This is a genomic window from Bacterioplanes sanyensis (assembly GCF_002237535.1).
In the GTDB taxonomy this organism is placed as follows: domain Bacteria; phylum Pseudomonadota; class Gammaproteobacteria; order Pseudomonadales; family Oceanobacteraceae; genus Bacterioplanes; species Bacterioplanes sanyensis_A.
Genome location: NZ_CP022530.1, coordinates 1,678,284 through 1,703,475 on the forward strand (window position 1 = coordinate 1,678,284; position 25,192 = coordinate 1,703,475).

Below are 25,192 nucleotides of genomic sequence, written 5' to 3' on the forward strand. Positions count from 1 at the left end.
GTCAATATTGATGCCAAAAACACCGAAATCCACGGTGCCGTGGTGGCCAATGCTGTGCGTAATGAGGACAACAGTCTCACCGACTTGGGCAACCTGAACCTGATCACCGACGAGCTGACCGTCACCGACCTACAAGATACCGACATGAGCGAAAGCAGTGGCGCGAACCTGTCGGTGTCTGTTTCCAGTGGAAAAGACGAAAAAGGTGAGCACCAACTCAGCAGCGACAGCACCACCGTCGGCCTGACCAACCAAGGCCACCGCAAAGAGCAAACCACCGCAGGCACCTTGGGCGGCGGCACTATTACTCGCCGCGATGGCAGTGAGCACGAGTTAGGCGATACCAATCGCGACCTGGATCAGCGCCAAGTCGTGACGTTGGATCAGCAAACCGGCGGCTTAAACGCCACGGTCACGGTGGACCACCGACTGCTGTCGGAGGAGGGGCGAGAGGATATCGTTGAGAGCTTTAAACTAGCGGGCCAAGCAGCCGGCCAGGTGGCGGATGCGACTATCGATGGTGTGGACTACGTTGCCGATGAAATTGCCGTTCTGGGCGATGACTTGCCTGAAGAGCTGCGTGCGCAGCTAGGGGAGACGGGCGAACTTTTTGTTGATGACATGATTCGCAAAGACGCAACGGATGAGCAAATCGCCGAAGTGTTACAGCGAGAAAAAGTCAGTAGTGGCTTGGGCGGAATTGAGGAGTACCGTCGCGAGAAAGAAGAGAACCCGGATCAGTCTCTGATTGTACAGTCACCCTCGGATGACACTGCCGGAGACTCAGGCCTGGCTGAAATACCTGAAACCGGTGAGATGGGAGTCATTGTTGTTCAGGCAGACCCTAACAACATTGATGTTTCCACTGCTGAAAAAGCCACTGCGGGTATGGGAGTGGTTAGTCAAGATATTAAAGAAATATCTGAGGAAAACCCTGAGTTGGCGATGGTCGTTCAAGGTGCACTTGTGGCTGCCACAGGAGCGGGCGGGGCTGTAAAGGCATTGGCTTCAGAATTAGCCAATCGCACTCTGGAAGCCGTCGCCGGCGATGAAATGAATGATTTGGCCACCACGCATGTGAATCATGGTGGAGGTTTTGTTACAGGCGGAACGGCAGAAGAGTTTGCCAGTGGCGTTGAGCAAGAAGAACAGGACCCAGGCTCTCGCTCCAGTGAACTGGGTAAATCGGATGTGGACATCCGAGATGGCCTGGTGTTTGCCGGTAGCGTTCTGCTGGGAATCGACGGCGTACGTGGAGGTGGCAAAGGGCCGAACCAGAGTAATGTTGATGGTGGAAATCCGGGGAGTGGGTCTAACACCACCTCTGCTAGTGATCGCCAGACAGAGATAAATCGGACGACGGAGGAGTTTGGGAGTGGTCCAGATACACCATCAAATCCAAACACGCCGCACTCTGATAATAATATTGGCCAAAATAATCCAGCCTATAACGCTGATGGTCAGCAAAAGATTTCAAACAATGACGGAGCCTCTGATAATCGGCCGCTGAACAATGATGATCTACTTTGGACTTCTTGGAAGCACTATCAAAAAGTAACGATCGGCGATAAGTCTTACGCTGTTATCGGAAATCGAAATTATAGCCATCACGCCGTTGATAGAATGCAGCCTAGCGGACTGGGTGCACCTGCTGGTACTCTAGGGGCGGGGCGTAATGTGACTCCGAATATGGTTGAGCATGTGATTCGAAATGGAACCTCAACGACTTCTATGGTCAATGGAGCCCCTAGAACAGTGTATAAGTCTGGAAATGTCAGTGTTGTTACCGAAAATGGTGGTAAGACCGTTGTTACAATTTTGAGGAAAGGTGATTAATAATGACTGCTCTTATTTACCCCGATATGATCCGTGCTATTTTACGGGAGTGTGAAAGTCTTATTTTAGGAACAGGCTCTCTTGATTCCTTGCAAAATGTTGTGCAGCAAGGAGAGGCTACAATAGTAGCGGTTGAAGAGAAAGACATACGAAGCTACTTGACGAGCATGGAAGGTGATTTGGAGCTAATTAGATTTACTTTAAACGAAAAGGATCATTTGGTGGCCAGTCAAAAAGTTGCCAGACAAATAATAGATTTTCTGGAACAACGAGGTGCGGCAGAGTTTATAAATAAATCTGAGTGAGGGTTGCTTCTTCGTATTAATTTTAAAGTGCGATACAACAAGTATACAACAGGGACACCCACCCTAAGCTGTCACGTAGGTGGCAGCCCACTCCGCAGCGGCTAGGCTGATATTAGTTACCGCAGAGCCGGAGTGCCGCTATGACCAAGCCCAGAAAACATCAGGTCTCCCTCGACGCCACGCCGTATTATCATTGCGTATCACGCCGTGTGCGGCGTGCTTTTCTGTGTGGTACGGATCATATGACCGGCTAAAAACAACAAGGACACCCACCCTAAGCTGTCACGTTGGTGGCAGCCTGCTCCGCAGCGGCTAGGCTGATATTAGTTACTGCAGAGCCGGAGTGCCGCTATGACCAAGCCCAGAAAAAATCAGGTCTCCCTCGACGCCACGCCGTATTATCACTGTGTATCACGCTGTGTGCGGCGTGCTTTTCTGTGTGGTACGGATCATATGACTGGCCAATGCTACGAGCATCGCCGTGGTTGGCTGGAAGATAAGCTATTGTCTCTGCCCCAGGTGTTTGCAGTGGAAGTCGCTGCTTACGCCATTATGAGCAACCACTATCACGCTGTTCTATTTATTGATGCTGAGCGCGCCAATCACTGGAGTGACACGGAAGTCATTGAGCGCTGGCACACGCTATTTAGCGGCAATATGCTGTCTCAGCGTTTCATGGATGGTGACGAACTGGGCGTGGCTGAGCAGAAGCGACTGCAGATTTACGTAGAAGAGTGGCGCTCACGCTTGTCTAGCATCAGTTGGTTTATGCGGGTGCTGAATGAGGCCATTGCGCGAGAAGCCAATCAGGAAGATCAGTGCTCTGGTCGCTTCTGGGAAGGGCGTTTTAAATCTCAGGCGCTGCTGGACGAAGCTGCACTGGCAGCGTGCATGGCCTATGTCGATCTTAACCCGGTGCGGGCAAACATGGCCGCCACACCAGAAACATCAGCGCACACCTCGGTGAAGCGGCGAGTCGAAAAAGCCAAAATCAGCAAGCAGCCAAACCACCCCAACCAACAAACCAAAGGCTTATTGCCGTTTGTTGGCAATCCTCGGCAAAACATTCCACCAGGCATTCAAATGAAGCTGACGGATTACCTCGAACTGGTCGACTGGACTGGCCGCATTATTCGCCACGATAAACGCGGCGCCATTGCCAAAAATACGGCGACCATTCTCGATCGCTTAGGCATTGATGAGCAGCAATGGTTAGAAATGACCCAACATTTCGAAGACTGCTTTAAAACCTTTGCCGGAGGTGAAGAAAAATTACGCCAAGCCTGTGAAACACTGAATTATCAGCGCCCGCCAGGGCTTAGTCGCTGCCATTCGTTACTCGACCGATCCGCGTGATAACATCTTGCAACCATTCAGCATAGTCAGAGAAATCTGAGATTAGCCAACGTCTCAATTACCGACCCTCGCTTAAAACCCATCAAAATTGCTTGTTCAAAGCAGTTCTGTTCGGAAAATTCTCATGCTCGCTGTTGTCAGGAAGAGACCGTCTTAAGCTCGGGCCTGTTCAGGTTAGACCTATGTGATGTTGACCCCTGGGGTGGATGTCCTAGTTGACCTATGAAAAGTGAAAGCATCGATGAAATCGTCGGTGCGGTAACGGTTATGCGCGAATTGGCATCCGGTGTTCCGGTAACGGCTGAGCACGCCGTCGATATTGTCGGTACCGGTGGTGATGGCGCTAATTTATTTAATGTATCGACCGCTTCGGCCTTGGTGGTGGCAGCAGCTGGTGGTGTTGTTGCTAAGCATGGGAACCGCGGCGTGTCTTCGAAGTCGGGCAGTGCGGATTTACTCGAAGCCGCTGGCGTTAATTTAGAGCTGACGGCAGCACAGGTGGCACGCTGCATTGATGATTTGGGTGTTGGTTTTATGTTTGCGCCAATGCATCACAGCGCTATGAAACACGCCATTGGCCCGCGCAAAGCGCTGGGCATGCGTACCATTTTTAATATTTTAGGCCCGATGACCAATCCTGCCGGTGTTAAAAAGCAGCTGATTGGTGTGTTTAGTAAAGCGCTACTGCGACCGGTGGCAGAGGTGTTGCAGCGCTTAGGTGCGGCTCACATTATGGTAGTCCACTCCGAAGATGGCTTGGACGAAATCAGTTTGGCGGCGCCAACTCATGTGTGTGAACTGAATAATGGCCAAATAACAGACTATGTCATCACGCCAGAGCAATTAGGCGTGCAGTCTCAAGTATTGGCCGGGTTGGAAGTAGACAGTGCTGAGCAAAGCCTGGCGCTCATTCGAGATGCGCTGGGTAAGCGTGATACACAAGCCGGACAAAAAGCAGCGGACATGTTGGCGCTGAATGCTGGAGCCGCTATTTACGTCGCCGACTTGGCCAGTAGTTTAAAGCAGGGAGTCGATATGGCCGAAGACGCTATCTATTCCGGCTTAGCGTTGGAAAAGCTGCGTGAACTCAGTAGTTTTTCAAACTACATCGATGCCGACCTGGAAGGAACTCAATCATGAACACGCCAACAGTACTCAAGCGTATTCTCGATACCAAATTGGTTGAAATTCAGCAACGCAGTGCAAAACAAGCCTTGGCGGAGATTAAGGCTCAGGCGCTCGACCGTGATGCTAGCGAGCTGCGTGGCTTTTATCAGGCAATGTTCAATAAAGTAGATCAAGGGCAGGCGGCAGTTATTGCCGAAATCAAAAAGGCATCGCCGTCCAAAGGTGTATTGCGTGAGTACTTTGAGCCCGAGGCCATAGCCGAGTCGTATGAGCAAGGCGGTGCTGCCTGTTTGTCGGTTCTGACAGATCGGGACTATTTTCAAGGCCATGAGGACTATTTACTGGCAGCGCGTAGCGCTTGCTCTCTGCCGGTGATTCGCAAAGACTTTCTGATTGACGCTTATCAGATTTATGAGGCGCGCCTGTTAAATGCCGACTGTGTGCTGTTGATCGTATCCGCCTTATCCGACATGCAGTTGCAGGATCTGGCGGGTCTGTCTCATGAGCTGGGGATGGACGTACTGGTGGAAGTGCACGATGGCGAAGAGCTTACTTCCGCGTTGAAGCTGTCGACACCGCTGATTGGCATCAACAATCGCAACCTGCACACCTTCGAGGTGAGTTTGCAGACCACCTTTGATTTGCTACCACGCATTCCAGCGGATCGTTTATTGGTGACTGAAAGCGGCATTCTTTCAAAGCAGGACGTGCAAAGCATGCGTGAGCACGAAGTGCATGCCTTCTTGGTGGGCGAAGCCTTTATGCGGGCACCAGAGCCTGGCGAAGCCTTGGCGGAGTTGTTTGATTGATATTTTACAGATAAAAAAACAGCGGCTAAAAGCCGCTGTTTTTTGTCTTAGTTAAACTGAACTGGAATAGAAATCGCAGTTTTACATATCCGACTTTCGTCGCAACCAACGAAGTGCAAAACAGTCTTAGCTGGAACTGAGGCAAATCGATCGCTCAAGTCGATGGTCTGACCTGCGCAATTGAGATTTGCCAGTGTGCCACCATAGGTACAACTGAAATTAATATCGCCAGTAATTTCATCGATGCTGCTGATGAATAAGTCAGTTGTGAAGCCGTCGTTTATCAGTGTTTCACTGCTCACATCCTGCGTAGTGAAAACTACACCAATCACTGAGTCGCTACCAGCTGGAATGAAGTTGATGTCTTTCGGAGCCAGACTGATGCTGAACCGGCCTTGTTCAAGGTTGCCATGTACTTGGGCATAGGTAACGTTTTCTTCAGTGATAGCTTCAGAGTTACCTTCAACCGTTAGGCTATCGAAGTTAACAAAACCATCTGACAGTTCGTCTACTTTTGCAAACTCGGTTGAGTTAGTGACACGGTATGCCGAGCGATCGACAGTCTCTTCTTGCGCTTCACATTGAATCAGCAAGCCATTGAAGTCGAATGATCCATTAAAGCTGTTACCGCCTACGCTGATGCGACCATTTGAGCAACTCACCTCATCGGTACCGACTGAGATAGAATGATTATCAAGCTGCTCCGGCGACAGCTGACAGCTTGCGCCCTCTGCCAGAGTAATGGTGTTATCAACAGCTTCGCAGTAGTTGGTTTCTGGCTGCGGAGTAGGATCAACTGGATCGGTCGTGTCGTCGTTCGAGGATGACGAGCTACCGCCGCCGCCACAGGCAGTGAGTGAAGCAACAACAGCGAGAGATAAAAGATGTTTGGTCATTGGGTACTGTCCCTGAAATAAATAATGAGGCCATCTTTGATGGAGCGCTGCATTGTAATGACAACGTAATGAAAATAAAGAAGGACGTGTAGAAATAATGAACAGTGCGATGCGTGTCGCACTTTGGCTAGGGTGTCGCTGGTGGGCCAGCGACCAAGTGGGTGGTTTGTGATTATTAATCTGGGTAGGTTTGGCGGATGCGGGTGATATCGTCGATGTTATCGATCAGAATTTGCACAAGTGCTGGGTCAAAATGTTTACCAGCTTCTTGCTGAATCAGATCTAGAATATCCTCCAGCGGCCAAGCATTTTTATAACAGCGATCGCTGCCAAGTGCATCGAACACATCTGCCAGGGCCGTAATTCGCCCAGCGATATGAATATCGTCGCCGCTCAGCCCGTTGGGGTAGCCGCTGCCATCCCAGCGCTCATGGTGTTGCCCGGCAATGATGGCTCCTAGCTTCAAAATGCGACGGTCAGATTTGCCCAGAATATCGGCGCCGATTTGGGCGTGGGTTTGCATCACCGTCCATTCATCCGCATCGTGCTTGCCAGGTTTGTGCAAAATGCTGTCTGGAATACCGATCTTTCCAACATCGTGCAGCGGCGAGGCCAGCTTGATCAGGCTGGCTTCATCCGGGGATAAGCCATAACGCAGGGCCAACAACTCGGAAATTTTTGCCACCCGCTTCACATGGGCGCCGGTTTCTTTGGATCGTTTCTCAACGGCTTCGCCCAGCATGTACACCAGTTCACGCTGTGTCTCGAGAATTTCATCGCGCATCAGTAGGTTTTCATAGGTGATGGCAACATTGGTGGCGTAGATTTCCAACAGCTGTTTGTCGAGATGGGAAGGACGCCCTTGGCATGCGACGTACAGCAAGCTTTCACTGCCGCGGTCGGATGAGAAGTAGCCGATGTAGTAGTCCTCAAAATAGAGGCTACGTTTCTCCGTCATGGCTTGCTCAAAGCCTTGGCGGATCAGTTCTGGAATGTTGTCGAATGAGTCCACCTCCGATAGTTGCTGCATATCACCGGTGGCGGCCAGCACACGAAAGCGCCGTGAGTCGTCGATTAACGCGCCGCTGGGTGTTGAGCTGGAGCAATACAAAGCGCTTTGCTCCAAGCCCAGTAAGTTAGTCACCTGCTCTAGTACCGCCGAGGCAAACTTGCTCAACTCGCCTGAGCTGAATACCTGCGCCGATGCCTGTATGACTTTTTCTAAGCCACGGCGATGCTCATCCAGGATGCAAATATCCCGATAGCTGCGCAGCGTGGCAAACATCAACGTGTTGAGCTTGGTGGTGGTGAGTTCTGTCTTGTCTTTGTAGTCGTTGATGTCAAACGTGCGAATCACTTCTTGCTCAGGCGCTTGGCCTGGTTGGCCGGTGCGCAGCACGATGCGTGTGTAACGGTTGTTCAGTTCTTCGCGAATGTAGCGAGCGACATTCAGCCCAGCGTGGTCTTCTTCCATAACGACGTCGAGCAACGCCATGGCGATGTCGTCGTTTTTCGCCATCACCTCACAAGCCTCTTCGCCGCTGTAGGCGCTGATCAGCTCGACCTTGCGCCCGTCAAAGCGAAAGCCGTTGAGCACCATGCGGGTAATGCGATGCACGTCTGGCTCGTCATCGGCCACTAATACTCGCCACGGACTTCCTGTTTCGCGGTTCTGTGACACTTTGCCGACGCCATCGTCGTCGGCAAACAACAGTTCGTCATTCATTCACAGCTCCGTCGGTAGGGTTACTCTGGAGTTTAGCTGTTTTAACGAGGTTTGGTGGCTGACATGGTAGGGCGAGTGCCAAAAACCACCATGGTTTTGCCTTTGACCGACACCAGACCTTGCTCTTCCAAGTCTTTCAGGACTCGGCCGACCATTTCACGTGAGCAGCCCACGATGCGGCCAATCTCTTGGCGAGTGATTTTGATCTGCATGCCGTCTGGGTGTGTCATGGCATCTGGTTCACGGCTTAAGTCCAGTAGGGTTCTGGCTACCCGGCCGGTGACATCAAGAAAGGCCAAATCACCGACCTTGCGCGTTGTGCGGCTTAGGCGGTTGGCCATCTGTCGGAACAGGCGGAACATCAGCTGGCTGTCCTCTTCGACCAGTTCGCGGAACTTGGCGTAGCTGATTTCAGCCACTTCGCATTCTGTCTTGGCTTTGACCCAGGCGGTACGGGCTTGTTGCACTTCGTCAAACAGCCCCATTTCGCCGAAAAAGTCGCCCTCATTCAGGTAAGCCATGATCATTTCACGGCCGTCTTCGTCTTCGATGATGACAGTCACCGAGCCTTTCAACAGGTAATACAGGGTATCGCTTTCTTCGCCAGCGTAGATCAAGGTGCTTCTGGCGGGGTAGCGGCGCTTGTGACATTGCGCCAGGAAGTCCTGCAGTGGCTCATGTTTATCGGGCAGCAATGGAAGACTCATAGACAGGTCCAAACGTTAATGGTGGTCATACCCAACACTGCAATGATGAAAGAACAACAGTGGGGCAATTTTTATTAGGACTATAGCAGTCGCTGGCAAAGTTGCCGACAGAGCAGGTTGTGATGGCCCTGACAAAGCTGCGTAATGCTACTCCACAGGTGCATGCCTGTGGTACCCTCCGCAGCTTTCAAAATTGGGATGGTGATCAATGAAAGCGACAATCAAGTGGGTTGATAACGCCATGTTTTTGGGCGAGTCGGGCAGTGGCCACAGTGTGGTGATGGATGGCCCTGAAGATCACGGCGGTCGCAACATGGGCGTCAGACCCATGGAGATGCTGTTACTAGGCCTTGGCGGCTGCACCAGTTTTGATGTCATGAGCATTCTGACCAAACAACGTCAGCAGGTCACAGATTGCCAGGCGCAGATCGAAGCCTCACGCGCCGACACTGTGCCCAGCGTATTCACCGATATTCATATCCACTTTGTTGTCACTGGCAAGGCGTTAAAGCCTGCGGCCGTTGAACGTGCTGTCGCGTTGTCGGCAGAGAAGTACTGTTCTGCTTCCATCATGCTGGAGCAGGGGGGCGTCAATATTCGCCACAGTTTTGAAGTAATTGATGAACAATAACCTCGCTCGAAGGAGGACTCGCACGTGAATGATCAGCTGCGCTTGCACGGCTTTAACAACCTGACGAAATCGCTGAGTTTCAATATCTACGATATTTGTTACACACAAACGGAAAAAGAACGTCAGGAATACATCGCGTACATTGATGAGCTCTACAATGCGGAGCGGCTGACCAAAATCCTGACCAATGTGGTCGATATTATCGGTGCCAACATCCTTAATATTGCTCGTCAGGATTACGAACCAGAAGGTGCGAGCGTGACTATGCTGATCGCTGAGCATGAAATGCCGCCTAATGAAGAGTTCACTGAAGAAAAGCCGGGCCCGTTAAAAGACTCAGTGGTGGGGCATTTGGACAAAAGCCATGTCACGGTGCACACCTATCCGGAAAGCCATCCATATGCGGGCATCAGCACCTTTCGCGCTGATATCGATGTCTCTACCTGCGGCCTGATTTCACCGCTGCGGGCATTGAATTACCTGATTCATAGCTTTGAATCCGACATCGTCGTGATGGATTACCGAGTGCGCGGCTTCACTCGCGATGTTGATGGCATGAAGCACTACATCGATCATGACATTAACTCGATTCAAAATTACCTGACCGAAGATACGCGTAATGCGTATCAAATGATCGACGTGAACGTGTACCAAGAAAATACCTTTCACACGAAAATGCTGCTGAAGGAGTTTGAATTGGACAACTACTTGTTTGGCGAGGGTGTTAAAAGCTTGAGTGCTGAACAGCGCACCGAAGTGGAAGCTAAGTTGCGCAAGGAAATGTTGGAAATCTTCTACTCGCGCAACATGCCTTAGCGCTTTCATGCCTGTCGTGATTTCGGGGCGCCGGGAGCAACCGAGCCTCGAAACCCGCTGGCGGGCTTAAAGCAAGCATGGATCGTTTCGCTATGTCATTGATTAGTACTTGTGGCAAAGCATTGATACTGGTGAGAGAGCAAGACAATAACGGGTATGGCCAGCACCATTGGTCATACCCGTTTTGTTTTAACGACGCTTATCTTGCCGCTCGCGCTTAGCTTCGACTTTGCTGAGTTGCAGTGTGGAGGTTCGGCGTTCCATTAGGGTCAGGATCGCAATACAGGCTGCGATGATGACCAGCATCCACTGTGGGTCTGCTGTAAACATAAGAAATCCTCGCATGACTTCAACGCCAGCTTAGCAGCTGAGAACGTTGCACACGGGCAAGTGCGTGAAAGTCGGGCAGCAATCACCAGCGATATCGAACCCCAGCGTGCCAGTCCCACTGACCGACCCGATTGTAGGTTTGCGTCATCAATCCCGGGCGGTGATAGCCCAAGCGAGCATTGAGATGCCATTGGTTCAATGGCAGCCAGCTAAGGTTTAACGCCGAGCGATAGCCAGCAGGTGCTGGGGTGTCGGGCAGTAATGAGCTGTAATCTTGGCTACGGCTTTGCCATTGCCAGTCCATTGCCCAGCGCAGCTGTGCCGAGACAATGTGCACCAGCGCAAATCTGGCTTGTGCGAACTCTGCACTGATGGTACGAGGTTGTGTGCGGCTTTCACGCCCGCGCCAGCGGTACAAGCCGATGCTGGCCGTAGTCCGCCATGGCTGCTGAAACAAGTATTGGTCACCCTGCCACTGCACTTCATAGCCATGCAGCTGCTGCACTTCGTCACTGTTGATCAGTTGCACTGAGTTATCTGTCAACGCTTGCGCCACCAGGCTGTTGTGCCAGGTCTGGCGAATCCAACGCAGCTGCCAAATGTCATTGTCGAGCGACTCATGCCTCCAGCTCAGTTGCATACGATTGAGGATTTCCGCCTGCAGTTGTGGATTGCCCACCAGTGCTCCATCGACGGATAAGCGTTGCTCGCTGCTCGGCAGCTGACTGTGTTGGCTCAGTTGCCAATGCAGTTGGTTGCGATCGTCGTATTGGTAGTGCAGATGCACAAAGGGCAACCAATGGGTGTCGGTATTGCGTTCTTTTAAAGCCATCGGACCCGAGCGCCGCAGGCGTTGCTGATAGCTCTGCATACGATAGCCAAGGGTCATGTGCAGATCCGGATTTAATTGCCAGCGGTCGCGCAAGGTTAAACCGAAGCTGTCTTCGTCCAAACGATACCGCGAGCCGCGTGACTGACGCCGTTGCTCGTGTTGCAGCTCGGTCTGAATCTGCCAGCGATGCTCCCCTTGCAGGCCTTCCAGTGTCGCCAGCCACTGCCATTGCTGGGTATGTTGCTGCAAGGGGGAAAAATCCTGCTCAAACTGGCTGATGGTTAGGCGATTGCGTGCACCAATGCTGGGCCAGCTATGGCGTGAATTCAGCTGCAGGCGGGCGCTGTCGGTATCGACTGGGCTGGCATCTGGGTTGTTTTGTTCAGCTGCAATCCACAGCCACTGTGCGTCGATGTCATGGTTGGACCACTGCCACTGTTGCTGGCCACTAAACAGGCTTTGCTGGTCGTCAAAGCGCGAGCCACTGTGCATCAGTTGCCACTGCTGCTGGCGCGAGTTCCAGCGCAGTGCCGCGGCTCCGTCTTGTGAACCGGTCAGTCTGACTCGCAGTTCACCCCCAGGAGACGTACTGCTGGCATTGTGCAATTGCACTCGAATAATGGCGCTGCCGAGCCCCAGTGGGTCTGGGTTGTCGGCATCCAACTCAATGCTGGCGACCGCTGCCGCTGGGATGCTGGCGGCCAGGCTCTGGCCTGAACCGTCACGATCTGGCAAGGCAACGCCATCTATCAGGAGGCGTGTCTGGCCGGAGGGCGTGCCCGATACTTGGATGCGCCGTTGATCAGCGTCGCCGCTGATGCTCACCCCAGGCAGTAGCTGCAGCATATCGAGCAGGGTTTCTGGCAAATGTGCGGCAAAGTCGTCCGCAGTGTAGGTGTCGGCAACGGCCGGCTGTGCGCTGAATAGCAGCAGCAACAGCCAACGCATGAGGTTATTGCTGCGAAGCCAGCAGCAGTTTGAAGCCATTGGCTTGCACCATGATCTCGACCTGACGAAAGTGCTGCTGCGCCCAGTCTTCATAGGGTAAATGCCGATTGGCAACAATCCACAACTGGCCATCTGCGGTCAGGCGTGTGGCGGCATCGCGAAACAATCGCTCAGCAAAGTAGTAGTCGGTGTGTTTGCCCTGATGAAATGGCGGATTGCAGATGATGTAGTCGAAGCGCTCATTGAGCTGGTCCAGGCCATCACTGGCAACACAGCGAACCGGCTGTTGCAGGCGCAGGCTGTTGAGTTCGGCGCTGCGCAGCGCCAAGGCATCGACATCACTGAGCGTCACCGACAACGCTGGGCTGCGTTGTTTAAAGGTCAGGCCGATCACACCGGCTCCGCACCCCAGGTCCAACAGCTGCCCATCGGCGGGCGCCGGCAGATGCTCCAGCAACAGAGCCGTGCCTGCATCTAAGCGGTCGTAGCTGAATACACCAGGCAAGGCGACAAAACTGCTTTGCTCCGCCTGAAATGAGCCAGCGGCTTTTAGCCAGTTAAAGGAAGAGCTTTGTGTCAGCTCCAGCTGCCAAAGGCTGCAGCGCCGAGCACTGTCGATCTTGTGCGCTTGGTGGCCTGCTTTGCTGGCGGCCGATCCGATGCTTTTACCGCCGGCATCGTTGGCTGCCACGGCCAACACCTGCTCAATGTGCTGACACGTCGCCAGACCTTCAAGCAAGGCCAAAGCCAAAGCCTTAGACTTAGGCCACAATAGGATGACGGTGGTGGCGGTGAGCTGCGAAAAATCCGGCACCGTGTGCAGTGCGTTCACGCCCGCTTTGGCAAAGGCTTGTTGTGTGCTGAGATCCCAGCTCCAGACGGCAATGCTTTGTTGCTGTAACTGTGCCGCAAAGTCGGCGTCGATGGATTGATGGCCACAGATGACGAGCGTATTGGCGTGCTGCCAGTCGTTGTGACGCAGCAATAATTGTTGCTCTGCACTCATGCGGGTGCGCCAGTGAGCAGATCGCGGATATTGAGTGCAGCTTGCTGTACGTCGTCCTGTAAGGCGATAACGCCCAATTGGCGTAGCGTGTCATGCAGTGTGGCGGGTGCTCCGCTTACGAATACTGGCCGACCGGACTCAACGGCAATGTCTTTCACAAAGCCTAACTGTTGTTGATCGGCGGTGCTTGGCAGCTGCAGCAAAGCGGCCTGCCAGTTCATGCTGGTCAGGCATTCAACAATGTTGTTGGCGCTCAACAAGCCATTCATCCAGATGCAGCGCAGACCCATTTGCTTGAGCAAAATGGCCGTTAGCAGCAGTTCGATGTTGTCGTCTTGGCCGACGCTGGCGACTAAGATGCTGGCCTGCGGCTGGCGCTGGCTTTGCTCAGACAAGCGCCAGGCTAGCCGTGCGTGCAAGAAGCCACTGTAAAAGCGCAAGCGCGCATGACCCAGCGGCTGGGTAACGCTGTCGCGCAGCTGCGCGTAGATAGGAATCAGCAGAAAGCGCAGAGCAATATCAATGGGGAAAAACTGACTGACTTCGTCGAAGGTTTTGCCCAATTGCTGATCGTCGAAAGCTTGTACAGCTTCTGACAATTGCTCGCGGTACTGATGCCATTGAGACGGCTGGGTTTGCAAGCCGATGCCGATGTCCGAGGCGTCTTGGTCGTGGTCGAGCATGGCTCTGGCTTGGGAAATCGGGATGCCGCGATTGAGCAGAGTGACCACTTGTTTGATCAGGCGAATGTCGTCTTCGGTGTAAAGCCGATGGCCTTTGGCGGTACGTTTGGGGGTAATCAGGCCGTAGCGACGTTCCCAGGCACGCAGGGTAATGGCATTCACCCCGGTTTCATTGGATACCACCCTGATGGGGTAATACGCGGCCTGTGGTTCATCGTGTGGGCTGGTCATCGCGGGCTCTTACTGCACAACATAACGGTACAACATTCTATAAGCAGTTATACACAATGTAAAAGCAGTGTGGGAACCCGGTTGCATGCTGTGGGTCTGAATGGTTCAGCGCTGACAGCGACCGTTCGAAGCCGGTTTAGCGCGACTCTCTTTCTTTAAAGGCGCTGCCTATAGTATGGTTAGCCGGTCACTGACATTGGAGACAACACATGGTCACCGACCTCAATAATGGTGGTCCTATTAGCCTTGAGCTGCTGAAGAAAGCGGTGGATGCGTCCAACGACGGCATCGTTATTGCCGAGCAAGAAGGTGAGGATAATATTCTCATTTATGTGAACCGCGCGTTTGAGCGGTTGAGTGGCTACAGCGCCGATGAGATCTTGTATCAGGATTGTCGTTTTATGCAGGCCGGTGACCGTGCACAAGACGGCTTGGTCGCTATCCGAGACGCGATTCAGGAAGGTCGCTCCAGCCGGGTTGTGCTGCGCAATTATCGCAAAGACGGCAGCCTGTTCTGGAATGAGTTGAGTATTTCGCCGGTTTACAACGATGATGACCAGCTGACCTATTACATTGGTGTGCAAAAAGACGTCACGGCACAAATCGAAGCTGAGCAACGTGCCGTCAAAGCAGAGCAAGAGCTGGCGGAGCTCAAAGCGCGGCTGGCTGAATAATCTAAAGCTGGCTGGCTGAAAACGAAAAAAGGAGCGCAAGGCTCCTTTTTTATGGCTGCAATAGCGAGGGCTTAGCCCTCGTACGCTGCAGCAGACTCGGTAATCATCTTACGGGCAGCTTCGGCGTTGTCCCAGCCTTTAACCTTCACCCATTTGCCTTTTTCCAAGTCTTTGTAGTTTTCAAAGAAGTGGCCAATCTGGTCACGCAGGAGCTGCGGCAGATCGTCGACATCTTGCACGTCGTTGTACAGTTGCGTCAGCTTCTCGTGTGGCACGGCCACCAGCTTGGCGTCTTCACCGGCCTCATCTTCCATGTTCAAAACGCCGACAGCGCGTGCACGAATCACAGAACCTGGCTGCACTGGGTAAGGCGTGACCACCAACACATCCAATGGGTCACCGTCGTCCGCCAGGGTGTGTGGGATGTAACCATAGTTGGCTGGGTAGAACATCGGTGTTGCCATAAAGCGGTCCACCAGCAGGCAATCCATATCCTTATCGATTTCGTACTTGATCGGCGCGTGATTGGCTGGAATTTCAATCACAACATAGACGTCGTTCGGCAAGTCTTTGCCAGCAGGAATTGAGTTGTAGCTCATTTGGGTGATCCACCACGTTGAGTAATTTAAGGTGGGCGGATTATAGCCGCAAGCATTGTCCTCTGTCAGGCGCACCATCAGTCGCTACTCTGGTTCGCAGTCTGCTTGGTTTACCAACCCCGGATTTGTTCCTAGACTGACGAGGCGTAAAGTAACTGATGACTTTTTAACATGAGAACTTGGCCTTGTATGGTGCTGGCGGCGTTGGCCGCTGATGCTGTGTCCCTGTCTTTGGAAGACGAATTTTTGGCAGATGAAATGGCACTGGACAGCCCATTTCAATTGGAATCTGAACTGCCGGTGGTGCTCACCGCCTCTCGCTTACGTCAAGCTCGTGCTGATGTACCGGCCAGTGTGACGGTCATCGAGGCCGAACAAATCGAAGCCTGGGGCGTGCGCACCATCCCAGAGTTGATGCGCTTCGTTCCCGGTATGTTTCTTGGCCACGGTGACAATGAAAACAATGCTTCTGTCACTTATCACGCCGGTAACCCGAATTTAACCCGGCGAATGCAAGTGTTGGTCGATGGCCGCTCGGTGATCCGCCCTGGCATTGCGGCCGTGGTGTGGGATGACTTGGCGGTAGCGATGGAGGACATCCAACGTGTTGAAGTCACGCGTGGACCTAACTCTGCAATTTACGGCGCCAATGCGTTCTTGGGGGTGATTAACATCATTACTCGCCACCCTGCAGATAGCACCGGAACGCGCTTGCGCTACCGTGTTGGCAATCAAACCGTGCGTGACGCTTTTGCCAGCACCGCGGGCGTTTCTGGATTGAGCAGTTATCGCATCAGTGCCAATTTTCAAGGCGACGACGGCTATGACGGCAGTGCGCTGCGCAATGGCGGCGACCAACTGCGTGATTCCAAACGACATGGCTTCGTCAACGGTTATTACCATCGCCAGCTCGCCCCTTGGATGCAGTTAAATGCTCAAGCGTCGCTGAAGCGAGGTCATACCGACATTCGCCGTAACGGCGATGAGGAATGGTCGGAACCACTAGATCAAGATACCGACCAGCAGTACCTGTGGGGGAAATTACAACTCGAGCATTCGATGGATCACACGTCTCATTTACAAGCCTATTGGCACCGCAATGAACGCCTTGTGGGCTCTCCTGTTTGTGTACCGACCATTACCTTTGATCCGGGATTATTCGGCTTGTACCAAACCAATCCCGACTGGGTGAATACCATATTGTCTGGCAACGAGCAGCTGCTCGGGCTGCTGCTGGGCGGCGCCGATGCCGAGCAAATCAGCAGTCTGACTGGTGTCACTGTGAGTGACGCTGAGGTGGCTGAGGCCATTGGGGTCTTGGCGCGGGCGGTGAACCCGGCTGAGCCGGAAAGTTTTGCCAATCTGAGTGAAGTCAGTTGTGGTGATATCGACTGGAATATGGTCGAGCAGCGCTACGATTTGGAATGGCAGGATACTTTTGTCTGGTCCGATACCGTGCGTACGGTGGGCGGCATTAACTTTCGCCGCGACCAAGCTGACTCGGATACCTACTTTAATGGGTATGTGAAAAATGACACTTACCGTGCCTTCGGTAATCTAGAGTGGCGTTTTTTCGACGCTTGGTTGATGAACCTGGGCGGTACCTACGAAAGTGAGGAAGCCAACGACAGCGTATTCTCACCGCGGGCGGCAGTGAACTGGCTCTTGTCGCCGCAACACAGTGTGCGCTTTGTGGCATCACAGGCGGTGCGTTCACCTGACTTGCTGGAGCAAGAACCGGAATATGCGCTGGAAGCCAGCAACTTATCGGAAAACTACTTGGGTCTCGATAAAGCCACCTTTTTCATGAACCAAACGCCAGACTCTCGCGACTTGGATCATGAAAAAATCACCAGTTGGGAACTAGGTTATTACGGCAATTTCGCTTCCATCGGGCTGGAATTAGACGTCAAACTGTTTCGCAACTTTCAGACAGAGTTGATATCTGACCCCATTAATCTGCAAACCATCAGTGTGCGCTCGGATACCAAAATGCGCGTGCAAGGTGCAGACCTGCAAGCGATTTGGCGTTTCTCTCCACGGGATATGTTGTGGTTGTCAGCGGCCTATGTCGACGCCAATGTTACGCCGGGTGGCAGTGCTGCGGGCCTCAGCGAGAAAGATCTGCAAAGCCTGCAAAAAGTGGAGCTGCGCTCCAGCGCCAGGGACAGTGTCGTCGCCAGCTGGATTCATAAGGGTGACAGTTGGCGTCTAGCGCTGTCTCATTTTTGGCACGATGCTTACGGCGATGAGTTCAAACAGAATCGCCGCTATCGGCGTATGGAGGCCAATGTGAACAAGTATTGGCAAATTGGGCGTTATCGCCCCTATGTCGGCGCTTTTTATCACCGTATCATAGACAACTCGCCGTTGATTTATATTGAGCAGCGATACAATACCAAACATTTGTACCACCTCCAGCTCGGGCTGGATTTCTAAAGAGACGGCAGTCGCATGGACGCAATGCAAGTACAGCGATGGATCACCATCGCTGTTCTCACCTTGGTATGTTGGGCCCCCGCCAGTTGGGCGGCCGACGTCATGGTGTTTGGGCATCGTCCTCACCCTTCCATTCAAGCATTTGCGAAGCAGTTGCAGCAGCAAAGCCAGCACACTGTATCGATGACCACCCAGGTCAGTGAGTTAAGCAAGGCCGATCTAGTGGTGGCTGTGGGTGCACAATCTTTGGCGGCTGTTGCCGGCGCCATCGACTCGCCGCTGGTGGCGGTGTTTGTGAGTCGAGAGCAATATCTGGCACACGCTCAGCAAGTCAAATCGGCCGTATTTATTGAGCCATCTTTATTAAAACAATTACGTTTGGCACGCGCGTTAGTTGGTCCAGAAAAACGCCTAGGCGTACTGTTGAATAACCAACAGCAATGGACAGATTTGACCTCCATGGCGTTGCCCGAGGACGGTGAGCTCGCCGGTATTGGCAGTGTTTCGATTCAGCAGCTGGATAATTTTGACAGCTTAAATCACGCCTTAGTGGCGCTGTTAAAAGACAGTGAGGCTTTGGTCGGCGTTTACGATACTGAGCTGTATTCCGCTGCCAATATTAAAAACATTCTCATCACAGCCTATCGGCAAAACGTGCCTTTAATCGGCCCTTCGAATGCTTATATCAAAGCTGGCGCATTGGCCACTTTGCACAGTGATTTGAATCACGTCGCGCAGCGCACGGTGGAAGTCATCGACGCAGGGTTGTCCGGGCAGTGGCCGGCAGCCGACTACAACCCATATTTCGATGTGCGCTACAACGATCAAGTGGCCAGGTCGCTTAACATGGTATTGCCGGAGGCGGCAGACATTATTCCAACGCTGCAGGAAGCGCCGCAGTGAATATGCGCCAGTGGTCGATTCGACGGCGTATCACCCTGGTCGGGGCGATACCGGCGTTGATCACAGTGATCATTTTAACTGCACTGCATTTGTGGCAGCAGTGGAATGACGTCAGTGAAGACAACGCCCGCACGGCAGAAATTCTGATGGCCAACTTAATGGCGGCGGCCGAGTATCCACTTATTTCTGGTAACTACAGTCTACTGGACCCGTTAGTTGAGCAAGTGTTGGCGCAGCCGGCGTTTGTGTTGTTGCGTGTGAATGCGCCCAACGGCAGTTTGCTGTTGGAGCAGCAAAGCCTTGAATACCCGTCTTTGGACCCACAAGACGTCGACTTGCAAGCGTATCCGGTTACGCGGGTGGTAGAAGCTTTGTCCGATTTTTCTGACTTTGATCAACCGCAGTCGGAAATCGAAACCATTGCGGTAGTAACGCTGGGCATATCACACCACTACATTCGCCAACAACAGCTGCAGACGCTGTCGCAAACGCTGTTATCTGGCGCTGTGGTGGTCATGCTGGCGGCTTTGCTGGCGCAAATAGCGGCCATGGGAATCATTCCACCGCTGGAAAATCTGTCGCGTTTTATCGGTCGGTTGGCCCTTGGCAATGTGTCTGGGCGCATGACGGTGGATCAGGGCGCTGAAATTGGTCAGCTGCAAGAGTCGGCCAATCAGCTAGCGCAGTCCCTTGAGCAAGCCAGAAAAGATCAGCAAACCTACACGCGCCAATTGATGACGGAACAACAAAAGACGCAAGCGGCCAGTCGGGCAAAAAGTGAATTTTTGGCGATGATGAGCCACGAACTGCGCACGCCGTTAAACGGCGCAGTGGGCATGCTGCAATTGATGAGCCCAGACAACAGCGCGGAGGAATTTGCCGAATTTAAAGGCATGGCCGAGCAATCATTAACTCACCTGACGCAATTGTTGGAAGACGTGCTGGTGGTGGTGGACATAGAAAAAAGCCGGTTGACCGTCAGGCCAGAGATGCACCAGGTGGCACCATTGCTGGAAAATTTACTAGTGTCCTTTCGCCAGCGCGCGTTGAGCAATGGATTATCGCTGGTGGTGGAATACGAGCACAGCCTAGATGGTATTAATCTGCGCCTCGACCCATCGCTGCTGCGGCAAACCGTTCGGCATTTAGTCGACAACGCCATTAAGTTCACAGAGCAGGGCATGGTGGTGGTCAGGCTGGCGTTAGTCGAGCAAGAGACGGCCAAGCATTTATTGGTCGAGGTCACCGATACCGGTATCGGCATCGACGATGAACACAAAGAGAAGGTGTTAGAAGCCTTTGCTCAAGCCAACTCGTCGTTCAGTCGTCGTTATGATGGGGTGGGATTGGGCCTGACCATTTGCAATCATATCTGTCAGATTGTCGGTGGCCATCTGCGTATCGAAGATAACGAACGTCAGGGTACCCGAGTGTTGGTGGAGCTGCCGGTGGAGGTGCTGGATGATGACAGCACCTCGTAGCCACATTAACTTCATAGCTACATCAGCTAGCGCTCTGATTTTTTATGCCAGAGCGCTGCCAGTTATTGGTGGTAGCGTTCGACCGTTTCCACTTCGTTGGCAGACCCCATGACCACAGACACTCGCTCATGAATGCCTTGCGGCTGGATGTCCATAATGTCGTTAAACGCAGTGGACGCTTTGCCGCCCGCTTGCTGAACCAAAAAGCTCATTGGGTTGCCTTCATACATTAAGCGCAGCTTGCCCGGCTTATTCGGCTCGCGGTTGTCGTAGGGGTACATGAAGATACCGCCACGCGTCATGATGCGGTGAATCTCAGCCACCATAGACGCAATCCAACGCATGTTGTAGCGCTTGCCCAGTGGCCCTTCTTCGCCTTGCAGCAAATCGCCGACGTAGGTTTGCATTGGCTGTAGCCAAAAACGCTGGTTGGACATGTTGATGGCAAATTCTTTGGTATCGGCGGCAATACGAATCTGCTCGCGCTGCAGCACGAACTCGCCAATGCGTGGATCCAAAGTAAAGGAATAGACACCGTTGCCCAGCGTCAGCACCAAAATCGTCGACGGCCCATAGAGCACATAACCGGCCGCCAGCTGGGCATTACCCGGCTGCAAGTAAGCACTTTCGCTTGCGGCATCTGCGCCCTCGCGAGCTGGCAAGATGGAGAAAATGGTGCCCACGGTCACGTTGATATCAATGTTGGAAGAACCGTCCAGTGGATCGAACAGCACCAACAGGCTGCCCGCTGAGTTGGCTGCAACGGGCAGCTCTTCTTCTTCACTGGCCATGCCTTTAACCGCTGGTTGTGCGGCCAGCACGTCTTTGAGGATATCGTTGGAGATGACGTCCAGTTTCTTTTGGCACTCGCCTTGTACGTTTTCTTGCTCGGCACTGCCCAACACGCCTGCTGCAGCACCCAGTTGAATGCGATGCGCGATGTCTTTGCAGGCCACCATCAGGCCGTCAATGACATTGATCAGAGCTGGGTTATCACTGTGCTGTTCAAGAAACGTACGTAAACGTTGCATGTTGATTCCTGGGTTGGTCGAAAAGTGCGCGCAGTCTACCTGAAGCGATGACAAATTTCAGTGCTGTGAACAGAGGAACTTGGGCGCCAATAGCACTGCCAGTACACTATGCGCTACAAGTGACAGATACAGGCGGTGGCAGCACCCATGCATGTTCATATTTTAGGCATCTGCGGCACCTTTATGGGCTCCTTGGCACAGTTGGCAAAAGCCCTCGGCCACCGGGTCAGTGGCAGTGATGCCGGGGTTTATCCGCCCATGAGTGATCAGCTGCAGGCGGCTGGTATCGAGCTGTACGACGGTTGGTTGCCCGAGCATATCGCAGACGATGTGGACCAGGTCATCATTGGCAACGCGCTGTCTCGCGGCAACGCCATGGTGGAGTATGTGCTGGAGCGCGGCATTTCTTACACCTCTGGGCCGCAATGGCTGCACGATCACGTATTACCAGAGCGCTGGGTGCTGGCGGTTGCAGGCACCCATGGCAAAACCACCACCAGCTCTATGCTCGCTTGGATTCTCGACTGCGCAGGCATGGCGCCGGGCTTTTTGATTGGTGGCGTACCGCAGAATTTCGGTTGTTCTGCGCGTTTGGGCGACAGTCCGTTTTTTGTTATCGAAGCCGATGAATACGACACCGCATTCTTTGATAAGCGCTCTAAGTTTGTGCATTACACACCGCGCACCCTGGTGGCCAATAACCTTGAATACGATCATGCTGATATCTTCCCGGATCTGGCCGCCATCGAGCGCCAGTTTCATCACCTGATTCGCACCATTCCCGCCACTGGCCAAGTGATTGCCCCAGCTGATGACACCGCACTGCAGCGTGTGTTGCAGCAAGGTGTATGGTCCGAGCAACAGCACTTTGGTGAAGGCAGTGACTGGCACTGGCAGTTGCATCAGGCCGATGGCAGCGACTTCTCGATTTGCTTTCAACAGCAGCCCATGGCGCGCGTTCGCTGGTCGTTAAAAGGCCTGCACAATGTTAGCAATGCGCTGGCGGCGGTGTTGGCGGCGCGTCACGTCGGTGTTGCGCCAGAAACCGCAGCGCAAGCGCTGAGTCGCTTTCAGTCGGTTAAGCGGCGGTTAGAGGCCGTTGGCACCGCGGGCGGTATTCAGGTGTTTGATGACTTTGCGCACCACCCGAGCGCCATTGTGAGTACGTTGCAAGGCGTGGCGGCCGGCTTGAAGCAAGAGCAGCGCTTGATCGCGGTGCTGGAGCCACGCTCAAACACCATGAAAATGGGCGTGCACCAGCAGGCGTTAGCCGAGTCGGTCGCAACAGCGCATCAAGTACATTGGTTGCAGTCCCCCGGACTGGACTGGTCGCTGCAGTCGCTGGCCACAGCGGAGCATCACTATTGTCATGATGACAGTGAGCAGTTGCTGGCGGCCTTAACGGAGCAACTGCAACCGGGGGATCAAGTGGTGTGCATGTCCAACGGCAGTTTTGATAACCTTCCTCGCCGCTTGGTCGCGGCACTGCAGCAGCGTGAGGTCAGCCAATGAGAGTGTGTGTCGCCATCACCGGCGCTTCTGGGTCTTTGTACGCGCTGCGTTTGATGCAGGCGTTGATTCACGCTGGTGTAGACGTCGATGTAATTGTGTCAAAAGCCGCGCAGCTGGTGTTTGCTACGGAAACGCCGCTGTCACTGCCGGGCAAGCCACAAGCACAAGCGCAGGTATTTCGCCAGCAACTGCAAGCCACGGAACAGCAGCTGCGGGTGTTCGCGCGCGAAGACTGGATGGCGCCTTGGGCCTCTGGCTCTGGGCAGCCTGGCCCGGTCGTTGTGTGCCCATGCAGCACTGGTACTTTGTCGGCCATTGCCACCGGAGCGAGTAATAACCTGATCGAGCGCGCGGCGGATGTGGCGTTGAAAGAGCGCCGCCAGCTGATTTTGGTGCCACGCGAGACGCCGTATTCTGAAATTCATTTACAAAACATGCTCAATTTAACGCGCATGGGGGCGGTGATTTTGCCAGCCAGCCCGGGCTTTTATCACCAGCCAGACAGCATCAACGATTTAATCGATTTTGTGGTCGCCCGTATTTTAAATCAGCTGAATATTTCTCATCAGCTGATGCCCGCTTGGGGCAAAGATCATTCACCTGAGGATCCTTCATGAACAACGAACAAGCGACCGCCAAAGAGACCGATGCTGGAAAGTGGATCGGTATTGGATTTTTTATCGGTATCGTCGTGGCCGTGTTAGCGCTGGAATATTACGGTTTCATTCAACATTCGGAAAAAGCCGACGCGGCGATTATCGATCGCTTCCAATTATTGTCGCTGGCGCCTGAATATGAGACGCGTGTCTCGCCCAAGGAGTCGGGCAAAGAAGGTTTTTGCGTCAATGGCTATTTGTTGCTGCGCCCCACCAATGGCAATGCCACGGCAGGCATTTTAGTCGATGGCAAAAACCGTGGTATTCGTTGTCGCGATGGCTTAGCTGTATCGGATCAGCAAGCCGAATCGCAACAATAAAAACTCCCTATTCAGCAAACTCCCAGTCTGGCATTAAGTATCACTGCCTGACTGGGTGCACACCGGCATTAATAATGTTGGTGGCCATCACTGGAATGATGGTGACGTGTTGCTCTTGGCTGCGCGTTGCGCGCAGAAAAACTGCTGTGCACGGCACCTTTGTAGCAGTTTAAAATCCACGGAAATGCGTTGGTGACGTAATAGCCATATTGCCCATCGACGCTCATGCCATTGCACTCGTCTAAATCTCCCGATCCTGCTTGGTACTGATAATCGCCGCGAAACTGGCCGTCGTAGCTGCTACTGGCAATGCTGCCGACGCCTGCGACGGGCGTCTGATAGCCGTTGACGTCCTGACGCTGACCCGTTTTCAGCACATAGCTGGAGCGCGCTGCACGAATGTTGCCATTGTCGTTAATGCACGGGCCAAACACCGGGAAGCCATCGGCGGCAAAGCCAATCACACCTGAGGCCGAGCTGGCGCTGTTGCAATCCAATACGTACATGGCTCTCGGGTCACCATGGTAATGGTAGGTGCCATCCGGCTGTGAATGGGCGTTGTGGCTGTCGGTGCCAAAGCCATTTAACGGTGACATCGGATCGTAGCGCCACGGGTTGTCGATTTGATCGCCGCCGCAGCCGATTTTCTCACGTCCTAGTGCCTCGTTGCCGACGCCGTAACAGGCTGCAGCCAATAAGTCGACGGTCGCGCCGTTAAGAAAAATGGCGTTGGTGACGCCCAAGTTTAGCGCCGTAGCAGCGTTGGCTTGGCTGGGGTTGCGAGTCACTTGGTAGTCGCCGTTTTGCTCACTGACCGCCGTGGCGAATTGAGCGTCGCCATCATGAAAGTCATGATTGGGAATTTCGTTCACCACAAACCGGCACTCGCTGGCGGCGCTGGTGAGTGTGACTTGGCCAGTAAAAGCGACATTACGGTTTACGTCGGTCACCGCCGAGCGAAACTCACCGACATAATCGGCACAATCGCCGGAGCGTTGGTTGAAGGTGGCATTGGTAATATCGATCGTGCCGTCTGGCTCTGGCTCTGGCTCTGGCTCTGGCTCTGGTTCAGGTTCAGGTTCAGGTTCAGGTTCAGGTTCAGGTTCAGGTTCAGGTTCAGGTTCTGGCTCGGGTTCAGGTTCAGGTTCTGGCTCGGGTTCAGTCGGCGTGGTGGGCTGCTCAGGGGTGTCGGAGTCCGATGAACCGCCACCTGAGCCGCAACCGAGTAGTGTGATAAAAAAGCAATAACCTACGATTCTGGCCCAGTTCATGATGCATTCCCCAGCGTTTGGATGTGGTAATCCTAGCTGAGGATGCACATGGCGGCGACGCCAAAA

General features: G+C 53.3%; 23 protein-coding genes and 1 pseudogene. 14 read left to right on the plus strand and 10 right to left on the minus strand.

Features of this window, described 5'->3' with window-relative positions; genetic code table 11:
- Window positions 1–54: 54 nt before the first annotated feature.
- The 5 genes and pseudogenes from CHH28_RS07955 (at window position 55) to trpC (ending at window position 5,434) form a co-directional block, all read left to right on the plus strand.
- Window positions 55–1,836, plus strand: a complete 1,782-nt coding sequence (locus CHH28_RS07955; RefSeq protein WP_157729828.1) for a hypothetical protein — start codon at window positions 55–57, stop codon at window positions 1,834–1,836.
- A gap of 2 nt (window positions 1,837–1,838) precedes the next feature.
- A complete protein-coding gene (locus CHH28_RS07960) occupies window positions 1,839–2,141 on the plus strand; it encodes a hypothetical protein (protein ID WP_094059803.1) in 303 nt (100 codons plus the stop codon).
- A 351-nt stretch (window positions 2,142–2,492) separates the two neighbouring features.
- Complete coding sequence (locus CHH28_RS07965; protein ID WP_094059804.1) at window positions 2,493–3,497, plus strand: transposase; 1,005 nt, start codon at window positions 2,493–2,495, stop codon at window positions 3,495–3,497.
- Window positions 3,498–3,719: 222 nt separating this feature from the next.
- Window positions 3,720–4,637 (plus strand): annotated as a pseudogene (gene trpD, locus CHH28_RS07970) (anthranilate phosphoribosyltransferase); the annotation flags it as partial.
- On the plus strand, window positions 4,634–5,434 hold the full coding sequence (gene trpC / locus CHH28_RS07975; protein WP_094059806.1) for an indole-3-glycerol phosphate synthase TrpC: 801 nt from the start codon (window positions 4,634–4,636) through the stop codon (window positions 5,432–5,434). The pseudogene trpD and the gene trpC, both read left to right, overlap by 4 nt.
- A gap of 47 nt (window positions 5,435–5,481) precedes the next feature.
- Here the strand turns inward: trpC and CHH28_RS07980 are convergent, their stop codons facing one another.
- From CHH28_RS07980 to crp, 3 genes are all read right to left on the minus strand, one after another.
- The gene (locus CHH28_RS07980) at window positions 5,482–6,330 is read right to left on the minus strand and encodes a hypothetical protein (protein ID WP_094059807.1); all 849 of its coding nucleotides are present in this window, start codon (window positions 6,328–6,330) and stop codon (window positions 5,482–5,484) included.
- 175 nt (window positions 6,331–6,505) lie between these two features.
- Window positions 6,506–8,056: a DUF3369 domain-containing protein gene (locus CHH28_RS07985; RefSeq protein ID WP_094059808.1), complete on the minus strand. Its 1,551-nt coding sequence runs from the start codon at window positions 8,054–8,056 to the stop codon at window positions 6,506–6,508.
- 41 nt (window positions 8,057–8,097) lie between these two features.
- Entirely contained in the window at window positions 8,098–8,763 is a 666-nt protein-coding gene (crp, locus tag CHH28_RS07990; RefSeq protein ID WP_094059809.1) for a cAMP-activated global transcriptional regulator CRP, read from the minus strand.
- Window positions 8,764–8,971: 208 nt separating this feature from the next.
- Between crp and CHH28_RS07995 the strand changes: the two genes are divergently transcribed.
- A complete protein-coding gene (locus CHH28_RS07995) occupies window positions 8,972–9,394 on the plus strand; it encodes an OsmC family protein (protein WP_094059810.1) in 423 nt (140 codons plus the stop codon).
- 24 nt (window positions 9,395–9,418) lie between these two features.
- Complete coding sequence (speD, locus tag CHH28_RS08000) at window positions 9,419–10,210, plus strand: adenosylmethionine decarboxylase (RefSeq protein ID WP_094059811.1); 792 nt, start codon at window positions 9,419–9,421, stop codon at window positions 10,208–10,210.
- A gap of 189 nt (window positions 10,211–10,399) precedes the next feature.
- On the opposite strand, the gene CHH28_RS19855 is transcribed toward speD, so the two are convergent.
- The 4 genes from CHH28_RS19855 to CHH28_RS08015 all read right to left on the minus strand — a co-directional run bounded on the left by CHH28_RS19855 (window position 10,400) and on the right by CHH28_RS08015 (window position 14,240).
- On the minus strand, window positions 10,400–10,540 hold the full coding sequence (locus tag CHH28_RS19855) for a hypothetical protein (protein WP_157729829.1): 141 nt from the start codon (window positions 10,538–10,540) through the stop codon (window positions 10,400–10,402).
- An 82-nt stretch (window positions 10,541–10,622) separates the two neighbouring features.
- Complete coding sequence (locus CHH28_RS08005) at window positions 10,623–12,320, minus strand: TonB-dependent receptor plug domain-containing protein (RefSeq protein WP_157729830.1); 1,698 nt, start codon at window positions 12,318–12,320, stop codon at window positions 10,623–10,625.
- A 4-nt stretch (window positions 12,321–12,324) separates the two neighbouring features.
- Window positions 12,325–13,326, minus strand: a complete 1,002-nt coding sequence (locus tag CHH28_RS08010; RefSeq protein WP_094059813.1) for a class I SAM-dependent methyltransferase — start codon at window positions 13,324–13,326, stop codon at window positions 12,325–12,327.
- Entirely contained in the window at window positions 13,323–14,240 is a 918-nt protein-coding gene (locus tag CHH28_RS08015) for a MerR family transcriptional regulator (RefSeq protein ID WP_094059814.1), read from the minus strand. The genes CHH28_RS08010 and CHH28_RS08015 overlap by 4 nt, the downstream gene beginning before the upstream one ends.
- A 209-nt stretch (window positions 14,241–14,449) precedes the next feature.
- Between CHH28_RS08015 and CHH28_RS08020 the strand changes: the two genes are divergently transcribed.
- The gene (locus CHH28_RS08020; RefSeq protein WP_094059815.1) at window positions 14,450–14,914 is read left to right on the plus strand and encodes a PAS domain-containing protein; all 465 of its coding nucleotides are present in this window, start codon (window positions 14,450–14,452) and stop codon (window positions 14,912–14,914) included.
- A 71-nt stretch (window positions 14,915–14,985) separates the two neighbouring features.
- On the opposite strand, the gene ppa is transcribed toward CHH28_RS08020, so the two are convergent.
- A complete protein-coding gene (gene ppa, locus CHH28_RS08025; protein ID WP_094062017.1) occupies window positions 14,986–15,513 on the minus strand; it encodes an inorganic diphosphatase in 528 nt (175 codons plus the stop codon).
- Between the two features lie 171 nt (window positions 15,514–15,684).
- On the opposite strand from ppa, the gene CHH28_RS08030 reads away from it, so the two are divergent.
- The 3 genes from CHH28_RS08030 to CHH28_RS08040 are packed head-to-tail and all read left to right on the plus strand — an operon-like array spanning window position 15,685 to window position 20,336.
- A complete protein-coding gene (locus tag CHH28_RS08030; protein ID WP_094059816.1) occupies window positions 15,685–17,952 on the plus strand; it encodes a TonB-dependent receptor plug domain-containing protein in 2,268 nt (755 codons plus the stop codon).
- A gap of 15 nt (window positions 17,953–17,967) precedes the next feature.
- Window positions 17,968–18,855, plus strand: a complete 888-nt coding sequence (locus CHH28_RS08035) for a hypothetical protein (protein ID WP_094059817.1) — start codon at window positions 17,968–17,970, stop codon at window positions 18,853–18,855.
- A gap of 2 nt (window positions 18,856–18,857) precedes the next feature.
- On the plus strand, window positions 18,858–20,336 hold the full coding sequence (locus CHH28_RS08040; protein ID WP_094059818.1) for a sensor histidine kinase: 1,479 nt from the start codon (window positions 18,858–18,860) through the stop codon (window positions 20,334–20,336).
- 62 nt (window positions 20,337–20,398) lie between these two features.
- Here CHH28_RS08040 and CHH28_RS08045 read toward each other — a convergent pair whose 3' ends face one another.
- Window positions 20,399–21,367 carry a class 1 fructose-bisphosphatase gene (locus CHH28_RS08045; protein ID WP_094059819.1) on the minus strand — a complete coding sequence of 323 codons (969 nt, stop codon included), beginning with the start codon at window positions 21,365–21,367 and terminating at the stop codon, window positions 20,399–20,401.
- A 147-nt stretch (window positions 21,368–21,514) separates the two neighbouring features.
- Here CHH28_RS08045 and mpl point away from each other — a divergent pair, with 147 nt between their 5' ends.
- The 3 genes from mpl to CHH28_RS08060 are packed head-to-tail and all read left to right on the plus strand — an operon-like array spanning window position 21,515 to window position 23,855.
- On the plus strand, window positions 21,515–22,879 hold the full coding sequence (gene mpl, locus CHH28_RS08050; RefSeq protein WP_094059820.1) for a UDP-N-acetylmuramate:L-alanyl-gamma-D-glutamyl-meso-diaminopimelate ligase: 1,365 nt from the start codon (window positions 21,515–21,517) through the stop codon (window positions 22,877–22,879).
- The gene (locus CHH28_RS08055) at window positions 22,876–23,496 is read left to right on the plus strand and encodes a flavin prenyltransferase UbiX (RefSeq protein ID WP_094059821.1); all 621 of its coding nucleotides are present in this window, start codon (window positions 22,876–22,878) and stop codon (window positions 23,494–23,496) included. The genes mpl and CHH28_RS08055 overlap by 4 nt, the downstream gene beginning before the upstream one ends.
- Window positions 23,493–23,855, plus strand: a complete 363-nt coding sequence (locus CHH28_RS08060) for a hypothetical protein (protein ID WP_094059822.1) — start codon at window positions 23,493–23,495, stop codon at window positions 23,853–23,855. The genes CHH28_RS08055 and CHH28_RS08060 overlap by 4 nt, the downstream gene beginning before the upstream one ends.
- A gap of 68 nt (window positions 23,856–23,923) precedes the next feature.
- Here CHH28_RS08060 and CHH28_RS08065 read toward each other — a convergent pair whose 3' ends face one another.
- Entirely contained in the window at window positions 23,924–25,126 is a 1,203-nt protein-coding gene (locus CHH28_RS08065; protein ID WP_157729831.1) for a YHYH protein, read from the minus strand.
- Between the last annotated feature and the right edge of the window lie 66 nt (window positions 25,127–25,192).

Bases quoted from the DNA above. Each gene is read 5' to 3' on its own strand.
- CHH28_RS07960 (WP_094059803.1), top strand. From the start codon at position 1,839: ATGACTGCTCTTATTTACCCCGATATGATCCGTGCTATTTTACGGGAG.
- CHH28_RS07965 (WP_094059804.1), top strand. From the start codon at position 2,493: ATGACCAAGCCCAGAAAAAATCAGGTCTCCCTCGACGCCACGCCGTAT.
- trpC (WP_094059806.1), top strand. From the start codon at position 4,634: ATGAACACGCCAACAGTACTCAAGCGTATTCTCGATACCAAATTGGTT.
- CHH28_RS07980 (WP_094059807.1), bottom strand. From the start codon at position 6,330: ATGACCAAACATCTTTTATCTCTCGCTGTTGTTGCTTCACTCACTGCC.
- CHH28_RS07985 (WP_094059808.1), bottom strand. From the start codon at position 8,056: ATGAATGACGAACTGTTGTTTGCCGACGACGATGGCGTCGGCAAAGTG.
- crp (WP_094059809.1), bottom strand. From the start codon at position 8,763: ATGAGTCTTCCATTGCTGCCCGATAAACATGAGCCACTGCAGGACTTC.
- CHH28_RS07995 (WP_094059810.1), top strand. From the start codon at position 8,972: ATGAAAGCGACAATCAAGTGGGTTGATAACGCCATGTTTTTGGGCGAG.
- CHH28_RS19855 (WP_157729829.1), bottom strand. From the start codon at position 10,540: ATGTTTACAGCAGACCCACAGTGGATGCTGGTCATCATCGCAGCCTGT.
- CHH28_RS08005 (WP_157729830.1), bottom strand. From the start codon at position 12,320: ATGCGTTGGCTGTTGCTGCTGCTATTCAGCGCACAGCCGGCCGTTGCC.
- CHH28_RS08010 (WP_094059813.1), bottom strand. From the start codon at position 13,326: ATGAGTGCAGAGCAACAATTATTGCTGCGTCACAACGACTGGCAGCAC.
- CHH28_RS08015 (WP_094059814.1), bottom strand. From the start codon at position 14,240: ATGACCAGCCCACACGATGAACCACAGGCCGCGTATTACCCCATCAGG.
- CHH28_RS08020 (WP_094059815.1), top strand. From the start codon at position 14,450: ATGGTCACCGACCTCAATAATGGTGGTCCTATTAGCCTTGAGCTGCTG.
- ppa (WP_094062017.1), bottom strand. From the start codon at position 15,513: ATGAGCTACAACTCAATTCCTGCTGGCAAAGACTTGCCGAACGACGTC.
- CHH28_RS08030 (WP_094059816.1), top strand. From the start codon at position 15,685: ATGAGAACTTGGCCTTGTATGGTGCTGGCGGCGTTGGCCGCTGATGCT.
- CHH28_RS08035 (WP_094059817.1), top strand. From the start codon at position 17,968: ATGGACGCAATGCAAGTACAGCGATGGATCACCATCGCTGTTCTCACC.
- CHH28_RS08040 (WP_094059818.1), top strand. From the start codon at position 18,858: ATGCGCCAGTGGTCGATTCGACGGCGTATCACCCTGGTCGGGGCGATA.
- CHH28_RS08045 (WP_094059819.1), bottom strand. From the start codon at position 21,367: ATGCAACGTTTACGTACGTTTCTTGAACAGCACAGTGATAACCCAGCT.
- mpl (WP_094059820.1), top strand. From the start codon at position 21,515: ATGCATGTTCATATTTTAGGCATCTGCGGCACCTTTATGGGCTCCTTG.
- CHH28_RS08055 (WP_094059821.1), top strand. From the start codon at position 22,876: ATGAGAGTGTGTGTCGCCATCACCGGCGCTTCTGGGTCTTTGTACGCG.
- CHH28_RS08060 (WP_094059822.1), top strand. From the start codon at position 23,493: ATGAACAACGAACAAGCGACCGCCAAAGAGACCGATGCTGGAAAGTGG.
- CHH28_RS08065 (WP_157729831.1), bottom strand. From the start codon at position 25,126: ATGAACTGGGCCAGAATCGTAGGTTATTGCTTTTTTATCACACTACTC.